Annotated in this window: 16 protein-coding genes and 2 tRNA genes; 1 reads left to right on the top strand and 17 read right to left on the bottom strand. The window is 60.2% G+C overall.

Going from position 1 to position 15,388, the window contains the following annotated elements; genetic code table 11:
* Positions 1-22: 22 nt before the first annotated feature.
* A complete protein-coding gene (locus EB809_RS11160; protein ID WP_123634898.1) occupies positions 23-1,105 on the bottom strand; it encodes an AI-2E family transporter in 1,083 nt (360 codons plus the stop codon).
* A gap of 12 nt (positions 1,106-1,117) precedes the next feature.
* Positions 1,118-1,351, bottom strand: coding sequence for a sulfurtransferase TusA family protein (locus EB809_RS11155; protein ID WP_123634897.1), 234 nt, complete (start codon positions 1,349-1,351; stop codon positions 1,118-1,120).
* Between the two features lie 103 nt (positions 1,352-1,454).
* Here EB809_RS11155 and EB809_RS11150 point away from each other — a divergent pair, with 103 nt between their 5' ends.
* Entirely contained in the window at positions 1,455-2,930 is a 1,476-nt protein-coding gene (locus tag EB809_RS11150) for a M48 family metalloprotease (RefSeq protein WP_123634896.1), read from the top strand.
* A gap of 67 nt (positions 2,931-2,997) precedes the next feature.
* Here the strand turns inward: EB809_RS11150 and nadA are convergent, their stop codons facing one another.
* The 15 genes from nadA to aspS all read right to left on the bottom strand — a co-directional run bounded on the left by nadA (position 2,998) and on the right by aspS (position 15,362).
* Positions 2,998-4,059 carry a quinolinate synthase NadA gene (gene nadA / locus EB809_RS11145; protein WP_123634895.1) on the bottom strand — a complete coding sequence of 354 codons (1,062 nt, stop codon included), beginning with the start codon at positions 4,057-4,059 and terminating at the stop codon, positions 2,998-3,000.
* A gap of 317 nt (positions 4,060-4,376) precedes the next feature.
* Positions 4,377-4,452 (bottom strand) — tRNA-Lys (locus EB809_RS11140).
* Between the two features lie 78 nt (positions 4,453-4,530).
* A tRNA-Lys gene (locus EB809_RS11135) sits at positions 4,531-4,606 on the bottom strand.
* A gap of 135 nt (positions 4,607-4,741) precedes the next feature.
* Positions 4,742-5,509 carry a tol-pal system protein YbgF gene (gene ybgF / locus EB809_RS11130; protein WP_123634894.1) on the bottom strand — a complete coding sequence of 256 codons (768 nt, stop codon included), beginning with the start codon at positions 5,507-5,509 and terminating at the stop codon, positions 4,742-4,744.
* 15 nt (positions 5,510-5,524) lie between these two features.
* Positions 5,525-6,100, bottom strand: a complete 576-nt coding sequence (pal, locus tag EB809_RS11125) for a peptidoglycan-associated lipoprotein Pal (protein WP_123634893.1) — start codon at positions 6,098-6,100, stop codon at positions 5,525-5,527.
* A 93-nt stretch (positions 6,101-6,193) separates the two neighbouring features.
* On the bottom strand, positions 6,194-7,483 hold the full coding sequence (gene tolB, locus EB809_RS11120; protein WP_123634892.1) for a Tol-Pal system beta propeller repeat protein TolB: 1,290 nt from the start codon (positions 7,481-7,483) through the stop codon (positions 6,194-6,196).
* 41 nt (positions 7,484-7,524) lie between these two features.
* Positions 7,525-8,565 (bottom strand): cell envelope integrity protein TolA, encoded by a 1,041-nt coding sequence (tolA, locus tag EB809_RS11115; RefSeq protein ID WP_123634891.1) that lies wholly within the window; start codon positions 8,563-8,565, stop codon positions 7,525-7,527.
* A gap of 7 nt (positions 8,566-8,572) precedes the next feature.
* Entirely contained in the window at positions 8,573-9,013 is a 441-nt protein-coding gene (gene tolR / locus EB809_RS11110; protein WP_123634890.1) for a protein TolR, read from the bottom strand.
* 18 nt (positions 9,014-9,031) lie between these two features.
* Positions 9,032-9,724: a protein TolQ gene (gene tolQ, locus EB809_RS11105; RefSeq protein WP_123634889.1), complete on the bottom strand. Its 693-nt coding sequence runs from the start codon at positions 9,722-9,724 to the stop codon at positions 9,032-9,034.
* A 38-nt stretch (positions 9,725-9,762) separates the two neighbouring features.
* Complete coding sequence (gene ybgC / locus EB809_RS11100) at positions 9,763-10,188, bottom strand: tol-pal system-associated acyl-CoA thioesterase (protein ID WP_123634888.1); 426 nt, start codon at positions 10,186-10,188, stop codon at positions 9,763-9,765.
* A 1-nt stretch (position 10,189) separates the two neighbouring features.
* On the bottom strand, positions 10,190-11,212 hold the full coding sequence (ruvB, locus tag EB809_RS11095; RefSeq protein ID WP_123634887.1) for a Holliday junction branch migration DNA helicase RuvB: 1,023 nt from the start codon (positions 11,210-11,212) through the stop codon (positions 10,190-10,192).
* A gap of 267 nt (positions 11,213-11,479) precedes the next feature.
* Positions 11,480-12,100, bottom strand: coding sequence for a Holliday junction branch migration protein RuvA (gene ruvA, locus EB809_RS11090; protein ID WP_123634886.1), 621 nt, complete (start codon positions 12,098-12,100; stop codon positions 11,480-11,482).
* Positions 12,101-12,168: 68 nt separating this feature from the next.
* The gene (gene ruvC / locus EB809_RS11085) at positions 12,169-12,687 is read right to left on the bottom strand and encodes a crossover junction endodeoxyribonuclease RuvC (RefSeq protein WP_123634885.1); all 519 of its coding nucleotides are present in this window, start codon (positions 12,685-12,687) and stop codon (positions 12,169-12,171) included.
* 24 nt (positions 12,688-12,711) lie between these two features.
* Entirely contained in the window at positions 12,712-13,461 is a 750-nt protein-coding gene (locus EB809_RS11080; RefSeq protein ID WP_123634884.1) for a YebC/PmpR family DNA-binding transcriptional regulator, read from the bottom strand.
* 98 nt (positions 13,462-13,559) lie between these two features.
* Complete coding sequence (aspS, locus tag EB809_RS11075; RefSeq protein WP_123634883.1) at positions 13,560-15,362, bottom strand: aspartate--tRNA ligase; 1,803 nt, start codon at positions 15,360-15,362, stop codon at positions 13,560-13,562.
* Positions 15,363-15,388: the final 26 nt, after the last annotated feature.

The following is a 15,388-nucleotide window of genomic DNA, read 5'->3' as shown; positions in this document are numbered from 1 at the left end:
CGCCTGCCGTCAGTATCCCGGACTACTCGGCAGCCCGCTTATCCTCGGGCGGCAACGAATAATGCACCGGCCAGGCTGCAAAGATGGCCTTGAGCATGGTGGCCAGAGGAATCGCGAAGAACACGCCCCACAACCCCCAGATACCGCCAAAGAACAGCACTGCGATGATGATCACGACCGGGTGAAGATTGTTCACCTCGGAGAAAAGGACCGGCACCAGAACGTTACCGTCCAGCGCCTGAATGATGCCGTAAACCACCATCAGCCAGATGAACTCGCTGCTCCAGCCAAAGGCAAACAGGCCGATCATGGCCACCGGTACGGTCACCACCGCCGCCCCGATATAGGGGATGACGACCGACAGGCCCACCAGCAGGGACAGCAAGGCCGCATAGGGCAACCCCATCAACCGGAACGCCACAAAGGTCGCGCCACCAACGATGACGATTTCGAGGGCCTTGCCTCGCACGTAGTTGGCGCATTGCTGGTTCACCTCGGCCCAGATGCGCCGCATCATCGGGCGCTGCTGCGGCAGGGTCGACGCCAGGGCCCGCACCAGGAGGTCGCGATCCTTCAGGAAGAAGAACACCAGGATCGGCAGCAGGACCAGGTAGATGAGGATCGCCATAACGTCGGGAATGCTCGACAGGGAAAACGACACCAGCCACTGGGTGAAGTTGGCGGCCTCACTGGTGGCCTGCTGATACAGGTTGTTGATCTGTGCCATCGACACCAGGTGCGGGTATTCCTGGGGCAGCAGCTCCAGATAGGCCTGCATTTCCCGGAACATGCGCGGCGTTTCGCCGGCCAACGACGTCAACTGCGACCACAACAGTGGCATCATGCCCAGCAGGAAGCCCACCAGAACGCCCAGAAAGAGCAGGAAGACGAGTATCACGGCCACCAGGTTGGGCACCCCGTGATTCGTCATTTTGGTAACGAGACCTTGCAGGATGAAGGCGATGATCACGGCGGCGATCACCGGCGCCAGCGTATCCCCCATCCAGATCACGGCCAGCGTCCCGAGGATCAACAGCAGGAACAGGATGACCGCTTCATCATCCGAAAAGTATTTGTGGGCCAGCGCCCGGATAATTCTGACCATCAACCGCTCCGTCTAACGCGAATCGCCACAGCGTATCAGAAAACGGAAGATCCCCTCGGATTCTTCTGCCTTTTCCAGAACATGCTGGGTTAATTTCAGGAAAGACGGGATATCTTTAGCTGATCCCGGGTCTGTAGATATAACTTCCAGGTTGTCGCCTGGCTGCATGCTATTGAGCTGGAGCTTGGTCTTGAGCAGCGGCATGGGACAACGAAGCCCGCTGGTGTCCAGAAAATGGTCTGCCATAGTATCGGATACTTCCAAAGTCGCTTGAATCTGTCATGATCCACCGTGTAAACATAAGCGCACACTGTAAAAATCATACCATCAGGAGTATATCAGGCCCGCTATGAATCACGTGTTAGTCCCCCACTTTTGTCGTAAGGGACTCCTGGGGCTGACGGCAGGCTTGGCAATCTGCCTGGCGACAGCGACGCCCGTTTACGCCGACGACAGCAACCTGCCCTCTCTGGGTGGCGTTGGCGGAGGCCTGATTTCCGAACAGCAGGAAGCCGCCATCGGCCAGCAGGTCCTGCAATCGATCCGTCGCTCCACCCCGGAGATCGGGGATCCCCTGGTACTCGACTACTTGTCGACGGTGGTTCACCGGTTGCTGCCCTACGCCGCGCTGCAGAACCGCAACCTCAGTATGGTGGTGATCGATAGCGACGCCATCAACGCGTTTGCCGTTCCCGGCGGCGTTATCGGCGTTAACGGCGGCCTGTTCCTGAACGCCGAAACCGAGCAGGAATTCGCGTCGGTCATGGCCCACGAACTGGGCCACCTGGTTCAGCGTCATTTTGCCCGCCGCATGGAGCGTCAGGAACAGAACGCGCCCCTGGCCATGGCCGGCATGCTGGCCGGGATTATCCTGTCCGCGGTGACCAAATCCGATGTCGGCATTGCCACGATCGCCGGCTCCCAGGCCGCGGCCGTGCAGAATATGCTTCAGTACAGCCGCTCCAATGAGCGGGAGGCGGACCGCGTGGGCCTCGACATGCTGGCCGCTGCCGGATTCGATCCGCACGGCATGCCGGAAATGTTCGAGATCATGATGCGCCAGAGCCGCCTGCAGGGCAGCGAGGTCCCGGAATACCTCTCGACGCACCCCCTGACCCAGAACCGGATCTCGGATTCCCGCAGCCGCGCCAATCAGTACCCATCCGAGGACTACCAGGATTCCATGGAATATCACCTGGTACGCGCCCGGGTGATGGTGCATTACGCCCAGACGCCTGAGAAGGCCGTTGAAATCTTTCAGCAGTATGTCGACCAGAAGGACACCCTGCCCCCACCCTCTGCACGCTATGGGCTCGCCGTCGCCAAACTGGCCGCCGACGACGCAGCCGGTGCGGAGAAGATCCTGAAAGACCTGCTGAACGACTATCCCGGGCGCATCACGTTCCAGGTCACGCTGGCCGAAACGCTGACCCGGGAGAAAAAAACCGAAGAAGCCATCTCGCTGATGGACGATGCCCTGCACCGCAACCCGGGCAATTACCCGATCCGCTATCAGTTGGCCGACTCCCTCTACGCAGGCAACCATGCCCAGAGAGCGGCCGAGGTCTACAGCAAGTTGGCCAACGACTACCCCGACAAGGCCTATATCTGGCTAAAACTGTCCGACGCCGAAGGTCAGGCTCGCAATATTGTGGGCGTACACCGTGCCCGGGCCGAGTACTACCTGCTGATGGGCGACCATGAAGCAGCGATACGCCAGCTCCGCGAAGCCCAGAACAAGGCACCGCCCGGCACGCCAACCCGGGAAATTGTGACTCAACGCCTGTCGCAGATCACCCGGGCCATGCACGAAGCACAGCAGTAGGAAGAGATTCCAAAGAAGAAGGGAATACCGGATAGCCCGCGTCAGCCATCCGGTTTAGCCACACCGATCAGGCGTTACCCGCCGCCTTGAGGTTCATCGAGGCGGTGAAATCGAGCATCCGGCGCAGGGGCCGCAACGCCTCTTCACGCAGCGTCTCATCCACATGAATTTCCTGATCCCCTGTTTGCAGGACATGAAGCAGGTTTTCCAGCCCGTTCATCGCCATCCAGGGACAATGGGCGCAACTGCGACATGTGGCGCCATTACCCGCCGTAGGCGCTTCGATCAGCGTCTTGTTCGGCGCCAGCTGCTGCATCTTGTAGAAAATGCCGTTGTCGGTGGCGACCACAAAGCGCTCGTTGGGAAGCGTCTGCACTGCGTGAATCAGCTGGGATGTGGAGCCCACCACGTCGGCCATTTCCACCACCGCTTCCGGTGATTCCGGGTGGACCAGAATCGCGGCATCCGGATACAGCGCCTTGAGATCATCGACACCGCGGGCCTTGAACTCCTCATGGACGATACAGGAGCCGTCCCAAAGCAGCATGTCAGCGCCGGTGGTGCGTTCGATATAACCGCCCAGATGCTTGTCCGGCGCCCACAGGATCTTCTCGCCACGAGCGTCCAGATGTTCAACGATGCTCTGCGCGCAACTTGAGGTGACGACCCAGTCCGCCCGTGCTTTCACCGCAGCAGACGTATTGGCATAAACCACCACGGTCCGGTCCGGATGCGCATCGCAGTAAGCACTGAACTCGTCGGCAGGACAGCCCACATCCAGCGAGCAGGTGGCCTCCAGCGTCGGCATCAGGACGGTCTTTTCCGGGTTCAGGATCTTGGCGGTTTCGCCCATGAACTTCACGCCGGCAACCACGACTGTCGTCGCGGAATGCTGGTTTCCGAAACGGGCCATCTCCAGGGAATCCGCCACACAGCCACCGGTTTCTTCCGCCAGGCGCTGGATGTCGGGGTCGGTGTAATAATGGGCGACCAACACGGCATCACGAGCTTTCAGCTCGGCCTTGATGGCGTCTTCAAGGCGACGTTTCTCGTCGGCGCTCAACGACCGCGGTTCCGCCTCATGGGCAAGATGTTCCTGTACCAGGATTCTGTCTTTGGCATTTACCATGAATTCTCTTCTCTCACCTGTCGCCCGACATGTCCCTTGGACCGCTCTTTGGCCATCCAGATCCGCATCGCCCATGCCGGCCGTGGATAATGCCCTGTAAATGGGGGCAAACCGGGATTATAGCAACCCTTGGAGCGACACATTAACGTCATGGTTGCATGATAAGGCAGTCGCCGGACGGTTCCCATACCTGAGCTTGCGCCCGGCGACCTGAAACGGCCATAACCACATGATCAGGCAAGGATTGCCGACCATCAGGCAATAAAAAAGGGGAGCCTTGGGCTCCCCTTTCAGGTGGCAGTGTCGCCTGCCTTGTTTGGTGGGTCGTGATGGATTCGAACCATCGACCAATTGGTTAAAAGCCAACTGCTCTACCAACTGAGCTAACGACCCAAAACGGTCTGCGATTTCCCCCGACGATTCAGGCTCTTATCGCTTGGAAGCCGCTTCAAAGCGCCTTCCTCAAATAGGTGGTGGGTCGTGATGGATTCGAACCATCGACCAATTGGTTAAAAGCCAACTGCTCTACCAACTGAGCTAACGACCCCGAACGAGGCGCATATGGTACGGATTTTTTTTCGCTTGGCAAGCCCCAGTTCCAGGAAATTTTCTGAATTCCTCAGAAAACATCAACCGCAACAAAAACCTGCTTACAAACCGACCAATGCGACCCCGGTTTTGATCACAACTTCGTCAAATAATCCCGCGCCAGCTTCGCTGCGTTGGAATCCGGGTATTTCTTTGGCACCGACTGCAGGGTCGAGCGTGCGTCCGCATCGTTGCCCATTCGCGCCTGGGTGACACCCAGCTTGTACAACGCATCCGGCGCCTTGCGATGATCGGCGAACCGGGTCGCGACGATCGTGAACGCCTGCTTGGCCTGAGGCAACTGGGGCTTGGCCAGATACACTTCCCCGAGCCAGTAATAGGCATTGACCGTCAGATCCCCTTCCGGATGCTCCGAGATAAAGCTGTAGAGCTTATCGATCGCCTGGTCGTAGGCCTTCTTGTCCCGGATGAGCGTCTGGATCTCATCGTATTCGGCCTGCTCGGCCTGGGTCGGCGCGCGGTATTCCCGCGTTTTCTGGACCTGATCCGAGTCGCCACTACCCTGCTCGTCCGCACCGGAAGCCCCCGTCGCAGCCTGTGACGGCTGATCCGACTGCTTGCGCGACAACTCCAGGACGCGCTGGTCCAGATCGATGTAGCGCTGCCGGGACTGCTTGGAGAGCTGATCGAGCTTGTGCCGCTGTTCTTCCAGATCGCCCTGCAGTTCCTGCACCTGTCGACGCAGCTGCTGGATCATGAAATACAGCTCGGAACTGGCCTGGCTGTCACCCGACTGGCTTCGAGCCGCAGAGTCCGCATTCTGGTAAGCGGGAACCGAAGATTGCGCCAGGGCGCTGCCGCTCAGCGACAGCGCCACGGCGGCCATGAGAAATCGCCTCATGTGCCACACACCCTGTTATTGGTAGATCAATTCCACACGACGGTTCTGGGCATACGCGCTCTCGTCGTGCCCCATCACAGCCGGCTTCTCTTCGCCGTAGCTGATGGTTTCGATCTGGTCGCGCGAGGCGCCATTCACCACCAGGAAGCGTTCGACGGCCTTGGCACGACGCTCACCCAGCGCCAGGTTGTATTCCTTGGTACCGCGCTCGTCCGCGTGACCTTCCAGGCGTACGCTGCGGTTCGGGTTAGCTGCCAGGTACTTGGCGTGGGCAATCAGCACGTCGCGGGACTCGGACTTGATTTCAGAGGTATCGAAATCGAAGTAGAACGTGGTGATCTTGCGCATGGCCGCCTGCTCTTGCTGCGCCGCCTGTTCAGCTTGTGCGGCACGCTCCTCGTCAGTCATGGTCTGAGAGGAAACACCGCTGGAACCTTCACCGCCGTAGACTTCGCTACCGCCTTCCTGATCAACGGCAGAAACATCGGAGCCGTAAGCACCTTCTTCCTGCGTGCCACCGGTTGAACTACAGCCCGCCATGACGCCCATGGCAACCAGCAATGCGAATAACTTGGAATAGGTACGAATCATTGTCTTTTCCTTGATTGGTTTTGATGTGTGAGCCGCTGAACGCCGGATGGCATCCGGAATTGACCCAGAGGCTCATAAGTTACCGTTTTAACGTCAATTCAGGAAGGGTGACCAGGCCGGCTCACGCACATCACCGAAACGCGACGGGAGAATGTAGTTGGAACCACCGTCGGCGGAAATAACCGCGAGAACACTCTGGCCTCCTTCCTGGGTTGCATAGATCAGCAGACGTCCATTGGGAGCCACACTGGGCGACTCATCCAGCTTGGTGCGGGTCAGGATCGTCTCCTCTCCGCTTTCAATATTCATCCGCGCAATGTGGAAATAGGAATCGCGCTGGTGAACATAGAAAATGTGTTCGCCGTCCGGGCTGAACCGGGGGCGTGCGTTGTAGCGACTGCCGAACGTCAAGCGGCGTGGGTCACCGCCATCAGCATCCATCCTGTAAATTTGCGGACCACCGGAACGATCCGACGTGAACAGGAAGGAATCGCCATCCGGCGCCCAGTCGGGCTCGGTGTCGATCGCCCAGTGATCCGTCATCCGCGTCAGTTTCCGACTGGCCACATCCATCTTATAGATTTCGGCATTGCCATCCCGGGACAGGGTCATCAACAGCGAGTCGCCATCGGGTGACCAGGCCGGCGCTGAGTTCAAACCGGGGAACTGGGCGATCCGCGTCCGCTGACCGTTCGCCAGTTGCTGGATATAGATTGCCGGGCGCCCTGTCTCAAAGGACACGTACGCCAGCTTCTTACCATCGGGGGACCAGGCCGGCGATAGGATGGGCTCGCTCGACTTGAGACGGACGCTCGCCCGCTTGCCGTCCACATCGCTGACGTTGAGACGATAGATGCGCTTGCCGTTCTCCATATCCAGGGTGACGTAGGCAATGCGGGTGGAGAAAACGCCCTTGTTGCCGGTGATCGCCTCGTACACCTTGTCGCTGATGTGGTGGGCCAGCGTGCGCAGATTGTTGGAGGCTACGGACGCCGTTTCCCCCATGATGCGCTTTTCGCGGTTGACGTCGAACAGCTCATAGCGGGCCGACACCTTGTCGCCGCCCGCCGGCTGCACCTGGCCGACCAACAGGTATTTCTGGCCCAGCAGGCGCCAGTCCCGGTAAAACACATCGTCGCCGTTGGTCGGCAGGCTCAGCATGCGCTCCGCCGCCAGCGGCTTGAATTCACCGCTCATCGCCAGATCTTCGTGGACAATCTGGCTGATGTTCTCACTGGGCTGGAAACCATCGGCTTTACCGAACGGCACCACCGCCACCGGGATGGCGTTGTCGGCCCCCTCGGTAATCCGAATCATCAGCTCCGCGTGAACCGGGAGCGCGATACAGGCGGCCAGCACCATGGTCACTATCACACGCATCATTCTGTGCATCCTGTCGTTGTCGATCGGTTTAAATCAGCATCCTACTTGAGCGTTTCCGGGTCGAACTGAATCGAGAAGCGTCGGAAATACGTGTTGAACACGTCCGCATCGTCCGGCACCGGGAAGCGACTCACACCCCGAACGGCACTGAGAGCCGAGTTATCAAACGCTTTGTTGCCGCTGCTGTTGGTGATCTTGACCGAGACCAGCTCGCCGGTCGGCAGCAACATAATCTCCAGTGTCGTCTTCAACCCCTTGCGCGCAGACGACGGGATATACCAGGCATCACTCAGTCTCTGCCGGATCAGGGCCTCGTATTTTTCGCTTTCCGAAGCCATCCGGGCCTGCCGTGCCTTGGCGGCTGCGGCAGCCTCCGCCTTTTCACGTGCGGCCGCTTCCTGTTGCTGCTGCGCCTGTTCGGCCATCGTCGCCAGTTGCTGCTCGCGCTTGCGGCGCTCTTCCTCGCGCTTCTTCTCTTCCGCTTCACGCCGCTCTTTGGCCAGCTGTTCCTGGCGCTTGCGCTCCGCTTCTTCCTGCTTACGTTTTTCCTCGGCTTTGCGACGCTCTTCGGCGGCTTTTTCTTCCGCCTTGCGCTTCTCTTCAGCGGCCTTCTTCTCGGCCAGCTCCTTGCGCCGCTTTTCCTCTTCCGCCTTTTTCCTGGCGGCAGCCGCCGCTTCGGCCTCGGCTTTACGGCGGGCCTCCTCTTTCGCCTTGGCGGCCGCTTCCTGCTTCTCTTTCTCGCGAATCAGGGCCTTTTTGCGGGCCTCTTCCTGGCGCTTCTGTTCCTCAGCCTTGGCCTGTTCCGCCGCCTTTTTACGGGCATCTTCCTGGGGATCCGGCTTGGGCTGTGATTCCGGCTGCGACGGTGGCTTGACCTCCGGCTTCTGCGCGGCCACTGGCTCCGGCATGATCAGCCGGGCCTGGATACTGCGCGGAGGCGGCTCGTGACTGGGCTTGGACCAGGACCAGCCCACCAGCGAAAACACCACAATCCCCACGTGCAGCGCGATGGACAGAGCCACCGGACTGCGCCAGGGCGGGCGCGACAGATAATCATTGGGTTCGCGTTTATTATCCGTCACAACCGAATCAACCTTCCGGTTCCTCTGTGATCAGTCCAACGCTCGTAGCGCCTGCCGATTGCAGCGCCGCCATTAACCGCACTACGGTGCCGTAATCCACGTTGCGGTCGCCCCGCACCAGCACATCACGCTGACTGCGACCGGAGAGGACCTTATTGACCTGTTCGGTCAGGGTCGGCAATGGCATGGGGTCGGAGCCCTTGTCACCCACTTCGATGTAGTACGCGCCGTTGGCATCCACAGAAACAATGACAGGCTCAACGTCTTTTGGTGCCTGCATCGGATCGGACGTGGTTTCCGGCAGATCGACCTTGACCCCCTGGGTCATCATCGGCGCCGTCACCATGAAGATCACCAGCAGCACCAGCATCACGTCGATGTAAGGCACCACGTTGATCTCGGCCATGGGCTTACGCCGCGGCGTCGAGGTAATTCCCGTACTTTTCATACTGTGCCTCCCGACAGCTTAGGCTGCGCGGCCTTTCTCGCTGCTGTGAACACGACGGTGCAGGATGCTGGAAAACTCTTCGGCGAAGGTTTCGTAGTTCTTCAGCAACGCGTCGGATTTGGCAGCAAACCGGTTGTAGGCCACAACCGCTGGAATTGCGGCAAACAGACCCATGGCAGTGGCAATCAGGGCTTCGGAAATGCCCGGCGCGACGGTCGCCAGGGTGGCGTGCTGAACCTGCGCCAGGCCGCGGAAGGAGTTCATGATCCCCCAGACCGTGCCGAACAGCCCCACATAAGGACTGGTGGAGCCGACCGTCGCCAGGAACGGCAGGTGCGCCTCGAGTTTTTCCTGCTCCCGGGACAACGCCACCCGCATGGCACGCTGGGAGCCGTCCATCACCGCATCGGGATCCTGGCTTTGCTGGCGCAGCCTTGAGAACTCCCGGAAACCGGCCCGGAATACCGACTCCAGACCGCTGTGCGCCGTCGGATCATTGCTGACCTCACGATAAAGCTGCCCCAGATCCATGCCGGACCAGAACTTTTCCTCGAAGACCAGTTGGGCCTTGCGTGCCTTCTTGAACACCTGGAGGCGCTGGAACACCAGGGCCCACGAGATAACCGAGGCCAGGACGAGCAGCAACATGACCACCTGGACCAGGAAGCTGGCGTTCGCAACAAGACTCCAAACCGAAAGATGTGACTCCACGTTTCACTCCTGGATCTGACTCGGGCCGCACCGGCCCTTCAATTCGCTGTAATTTCCCTGACGACGGCCTGCATGGCCTCCGGCAATGCTCGGGGGCGCCCGGTGTCCAACGCCACACAGGCCACTTTGACATCCGCTTCCGCCAGCAACGCCCCATCGGACTGGCGTATGACCTGCTGCTTGAAGCCAAACCAGACGCGACCGCTGGACACCAGATTCGCCGAGACCCAAAGCTCGTCATCGAGCCGGGCCGGCTGTCGGAAGTGAATATCCATCTTTTGCACGACATAACTGATGTTGTCCGCAAGACCGGCCCGCAGGGCGATCCCCTGACTTCGCACCCACTCGGTGCGCGCCCGCTCCATAAAGTGCAGATAGCGGGCGTGATAGACGATGCCGCCGGCATCGGTGTCTTCGATATAGACCCGTACCGGCCAACGAAACTCGTGTTTCGGCGCTTCCATGCTATTGCCCCTCCGAATCGCTGCCCGGCGGCGTCACGCCGAAGTGCAGGTAGGCATGGTTGGTCACCATACGCCCGCGGGGCGTGCGGACCATATACCCCTGCTGGATCAGGAACGGCTCCAGCACGTCCTCGATGGTGCCGCGCTCCTCACTGATCGCCGCTGACAGGCTCTCTACGCCCACCGGGCCACCGTCGAACTTTTCGATCATGGCCAGAAGCAAACGGCGGTCCATGTGGTCAAAGCCCTGGTTATCCACCTTCAACATATTGAGCGCCAGATCCGCCACTTCAGCGGTAATCACGCCGTCGGCTTTCACCTCGGCGTAATCGCGCACCCGGCGCAGCAGGCGATTGGCAATCCGCGGCGTCCCCCGTGAACGGCGCGCGATTTCCCGGGCACCGGCGTCTTCCATGTCCACACCCAACAGGGACGCCGAGCGCTGGACAATGTGGGTCAGGTCGGCGTTGTTGTAGAACTCCAGCCGCTGGACAATGCCGAAGCGATCCCGCAGCGGCGAGGTCAGCAAACCCGCCCGGGTGGTCGCGCCCACCAGGGTAAACGGCGGCAGATCCAGCTTGATCGAACGGGCCGCTGGCCCCTCACCGATCATGATATCGAGCTGGTAGTCCTCCATCGCCGGATAGAGCACTTCCTCGACGGCCGCGTTCAGACGATGGATCTCATCGATAAAGAGAACGTCGCCCTCTTCCAGATTGGTGAGCATGGCCGCCAGGTCGCCGGCCTTTTCCAATACCGGACCGGATGTGGTCTTGATCGCCACACCCATTTCATTGGCAATGATGTTGGCGAGCGTGGTCTTACCCAGACCCGGCGGGCCGAAAATGAGGACGTGATCGAGAGCTTCCTGGCGACGACGCGCCGCGGAGATAAAGATCTCCATCTGCTCCCGAACCGCAGGCTGGCCGACGTACTCGGACAGCAATGTGGGACGAATAGCACGATCCTGTACATCTTCAAACGCACTGCTCTGCGGTGAAATCAGGCGATCGGATTCAATCATGGCGTTGGTTCGCGGGCATCCTGTTGTTTATCTGTATTCCGTGGCGACGCGTTCAACATCATTTCACGTTCATTTTACAAACGCGAGTCCCGCTGTCACGTTACGCTCTGGTCAGATTCTTGTCAGACGGCAACTTGAGTTGCATTTAAACAAAACGACGTAACGTCCCGCCAGTCCTGGATACCTGTCGCAGTCAGGGTGAGCGGGACGTTTTTTATGCGCCTGTGCAGGCTGGTGACACTATCAGACACTGTGTTCCGGGAGAGTTCAACCGGCGGGAATCATGTTCTTCAGGGCCAGACGGATCATTTCCTGGGAACTCATGCCGGCCTCGGCCACGCGACTGACGGCCTTGGCGGCCTCCTGGGGCTTGTAACCCAGTGAAATCAAGGCCGCTTCCGCCTCGTCTTCCGGCTTGTGGGCGTCAGGCTGGTTGGCGGTGTTGAGGGTCGGCACGTCCGCATTGATCTGCGGCATGCCTTCAAGCTTGCCGAGGCGATCGCCCATTTCGATCAGCAGCCGCTCGGCGGTTTTCTTGCCAACACCCGGGATCTTGACCAACGAGGCCACATCCCGGTTATCGACGCAGCGCACAAACTGCTGGGAATCCAGACCCGACAGGATCGCCAGCGCCATCTTCGGGCCGACGCCGTTTACCTTGATCAGCAGGCGAAACAGGTCGCGATCCAGCCGAGCAGCAAAACCATACAGGTTCTGGGCATCCTCGCGCACCGAGAAGTGCGTAAAGAGTGTCACCTCCTGACCGGATTCCGGGAGATGGAAAAAGGTGGTGTAGGGAATATCCAGTTCATAACCGAGGCCGTTGCAGTCCACCAGAACATGGCCGGGCATTTTCTCGATCAGTCGTCCGCGGATCTGGGCTATCACGCACTGCCTCCTCGCTGCCTGAGCGACACGGGAGCGCGTCGCCTGTCATTGTCGTCTTTATTGTCTGCCTACCGGAGCCGACCGCCCCGAACGCGGCTGCCGGCCGCGATGCGGCCAATACTCTGACTCATGTGAGCGTGGCACAGGGCAATCGCCAGGGCGTCGGCGGCATCCGCCTGAGGCCGCTTGTTCAGCTTCAGGATACTCTGGACCATGTGCTGCACCTGTGTCTTGTCGGCCCCGCCCTTGCCGACCACCGCTTGCTTGACCTGTCGGGCCGAGTACTCGTTGACGGGCAACCCCGAATTGGCCGCCGTGACGATCGCCACGCCCCGGGCCTGTCCCAACTTGAGGGCGGAATCCGGGTTGCGCGCCATGAACACCTGCTCGATGGCAAACTCGTCGGGGCGGAACTGGTCGATCAGGGTGGCCAGACCTTGATAGATCACCTGCAGACGCTCGGCCATGGGCTTCTCGCCCATGCGGATACAGCCGCTATCCAGGTATTCGGTCAGGCGACCGTTGCTGCGGATCAGCCCGTAGCCGGTGACCCGCGAGCCGGGATCCACACCCAGAATTATCGACACACCCAGTCTCCGGCTGCTCCAGAATCAGGCATTCAGGGCGTCCATTACCTCGGCCGGGATGTCGGCGTTGGAATAGACATTCTGGACGTCGTCGAGATCTTCCAGCATGTCGATCAGTTTGAGGATGGTTTCGGCGGCATCCCGATCCAGCTCGATGTAGGTGGCCGGCACCATGGTCACTTCGGCGTTGTCCGGCGCATGACCGGATGCCACCAGCGCCTCCTTCACGTCGAGGAACTGCTCCGGCAGGGTGATGATCTCGAAAGAACCGTCTTCCTGCTTGGCCAGGTCTTCGGCACCCGCATCCAGCGCCGCTTCCATCAGCGACTCTTCATCGGTTTCCGGACCATAGGAAATCACGCCCTGCTTGGTGAACAGGTAGGCCACGGAGCCATCCGTACCCAGGTTGCCGCCAAATTTGTTGAAGGCGTGACGCACTTCGGCCACCGTACGGTTGCGGTTATCGGTCATCGCCTCCACATAAATGGCGACGCCGTTGGGCCCGTACCCCTCGTAGGTGAGTTCTTCGTAACTGGTGTCGTCGGAATTGCCGACACCCCGCTCGATCGCCCGCTCCATGGTGTCTTTCTTCATGTTGGCGGTGAGTGCCTTGTCGACCACGGCACGCAAACGAGGGTTGTCGTTGGGATCCGCCCCACCCTGACGGGCGGCAACGGTCAGCTCACGGATGAGCTTGGTGAAAACCTTGCCTTTCCTGGCATCCTGAGCCGCCTTGCGATGCTTGATATTGGACCATTTGCTGTGACCTGCCATGAATCACTCCATCAAGTGGTAAATGCAAAAGCTACTCAACGAGCACTCCCGACCGGGTAGTGGCCACGGTCGGGAGAGACGTCTGTCGTCGGTGAGGATCAGTCTTCCTTCTTGGCCTCGCCTTCGACGCCCTTGGCGACGGCCGGCTTGCGCAGACGGATGTGCAGTTCTTTCAGCTGACGCTCGTCCACTTCGCCCGGCGCCTGGGTCATGAGGCAGGTGGCGCTCTGGGTTTTCGGGAAGGCGATCACGTCGCGGATCGAGCTGGCACCGGTCATCAGCATGACCAGGCGGTCCAGACCAAAGGCCAGACCACCGTGCGGCGGGCAACCGAATTTCAGCGCATCCAGCAGGAAGCCGAACTTGGCGCGGGCTTCAGTCTCGTCAATGCCCAGGATGCGGAACACCGCCTCCTGCATGTCTTCGTTGTGGATACGGATGGAACCGCCACCCAGCTCGGTGCCATTGAGCACCATGTCGTAGGCACGGGACAGCGCGTTGGCCGGATCCGCCGCCAGCTCTTCTGCACTGCAGGACGGCGCGGTGAACGGATGGTGGATGGCTGTCAGTTCGCCATTGCCGTCTTCCTCGAACATCGGGAAGTCGACGACCCACAGCGGCGCCCACTCGGCGGTCAGCAGGTTCAGGTCGTGGCCCAGTTTCACGCGCAGAGCGCCCAGCGCCTCGTTGACCACGGTCGTCTTGTCCGCGCCGAAGAAAACGATATCACCGTCTTCCGCACCCACGCGCTCGATCAGCGCCATAGCAACGTCATCGCCCAGGAACTTGATGATCGGCGACTGCAGGCCCGCCACACCCTGGCTCAGATCGTTGACCTTGATGTAGGCCAGACCCTTGGCACCGTAGATGCCCACGTACTTGGTGTACTCATCGATCTGCTTGCGGGTCAGCTCGCCGCCCTTGGGCAGGCGCAGGGCCGCGACGCGACCTTTCGGGTCCTTGGCAGGACCGGCGAAGACCTTGAAGTCCACGCTCTCGACCAGATCGGCGACGTCCACAAGCTCGAGCGGGATACGCAGGTCCGGCTTGTCACTGCCGAAACGCTGCATGGCTTCGGAATACGGCATACGCGGGAATTCCGGCAGGTCCACCTTGAGCACGTCGCGGAACAGCTCGCGCACCATGCCTTCGGTGATGGACATCAGGCCCTGCTCGTCAATAAAGGAAGCCTCGATATCCACTTGGGTGAATTCCGGCTGACGGTCGGCCCGCAGGTCTTCGTCACGGAAACACTTGGCGATCTGGTAGTAACGATCCACACCGGACACCATCAGCAACTGCTTGAACAGCTGCGGAGACTGCGGCAGTGCGAAGAACGACCCTTCGTGGGTCCGGCTCGGCACCAGGTAGTCGCGCGCGCCTTCCGGCGTGGCACGGGTCAGGATGGGCGTTTCCACATCCATGAACTCGTGGCTGTCGAGGTAGTTGCGGATGTAGCTGGTGACCCGCGAACGGAAACGCAGGCGGTTCAGCATTTCCGGACGGCGCAGGTCGACGAAGCGGTAGCGCAGACGCACGTCCTCGCCCACATCGACGTGCTCGTCCAGTGGGAACGGCGGTGTGGCCGCAGCGTTCAGGATGGTCAGTTCCTTACACAGGACTTCCACCTGGCCGGTCGGCATGTTGGCGTTTTCGGTACCCGCCGGACGACGGCGCACGCGGCCAGTGATCTGGATCACGAACTCGCTGCGGACCTTCTCCGCCAGACCAAAGCTTTCCGGCGTGTCCGGATCCACCACGACCTGGGACATGCCGTCACGATCACGCAGATCCAGAAAGATAACCCCGCCATGGTCGCGGCGACGATGAACCCAGCCGCAGAGGGTCACGTCCTGATCGATATGTGATTCGTTGATTCCACCGCAATAGTGACTGCGCATACCCTTTCCTGTTAATCAGTGTTCAG

The organism is Marinobacter sp. R17, from assembly GCF_003789045.1.
GTDB classification, from domain to species: Bacteria; Pseudomonadota; Gammaproteobacteria; order Pseudomonadales; family Oleiphilaceae; genus Marinobacter_A; species Marinobacter_A mangrovi.
Note: the sequence above shows the minus strand (reverse complement) of the source record. Positions and strands in the feature narration are given on the sequence as shown.

Excerpts from the sequence above, each read along its gene's own strand:
- EB809_RS11160 (WP_123634898.1), bottom strand. The coding sequence starts at position 1,105 with ATGGTCAGAATTATCCGGGCGCTGGCCCACAAATACTTTTCGGATGAT.
- EB809_RS11155 (WP_123634897.1), bottom strand. The coding sequence starts at position 1,351 with ATGGCAGACCATTTTCTGGACACCAGCGGGCTTCGTTGTCCCATGCCG.
- EB809_RS11150 (WP_123634896.1), top strand. The coding sequence starts at position 1,455 with ATGAATCACGTGTTAGTCCCCCACTTTTGTCGTAAGGGACTCCTGGGG.
- nadA (WP_123634895.1), bottom strand. The coding sequence starts at position 4,059 with ATGGTAAATGCCAAAGACAGAATCCTGGTACAGGAACATCTTGCCCAT.
- ybgF (WP_123634894.1), bottom strand. The coding sequence starts at position 5,509 with ATGAGGCGATTTCTCATGGCCGCCGTGGCGCTGTCGCTGAGCGGCAGC.
- pal (WP_123634893.1), bottom strand. The coding sequence starts at position 6,100 with ATGATTCGTACCTATTCCAAGTTATTCGCATTGCTGGTTGCCATGGGC.
- tolB (WP_123634892.1), bottom strand. The coding sequence starts at position 7,483 with ATGATGCGTGTGATAGTGACCATGGTGCTGGCCGCCTGTATCGCGCTC.
- tolR (WP_123634890.1), bottom strand. The coding sequence starts at position 9,013 with ATGAAAAGTACGGGAATTACCTCGACGCCGCGGCGTAAGCCCATGGCC.
- ybgC (WP_123634888.1), bottom strand. The coding sequence starts at position 10,188 with ATGGAAGCGCCGAAACACGAGTTTCGTTGGCCGGTACGGGTCTATATC.
- ruvB (WP_123634887.1), bottom strand. The coding sequence starts at position 11,212 with ATGATTGAATCCGATCGCCTGATTTCACCGCAGAGCAGTGCGTTTGAA.
- EB809_RS11080 (WP_123634884.1), bottom strand. The coding sequence starts at position 13,461 with ATGGCAGGTCACAGCAAATGGTCCAATATCAAGCATCGCAAGGCGGCT.
- aspS (WP_123634883.1), bottom strand. The coding sequence starts at position 15,362 with ATGCGCAGTCACTATTGCGGTGGAATCAACGAATCACATATCGATCAG.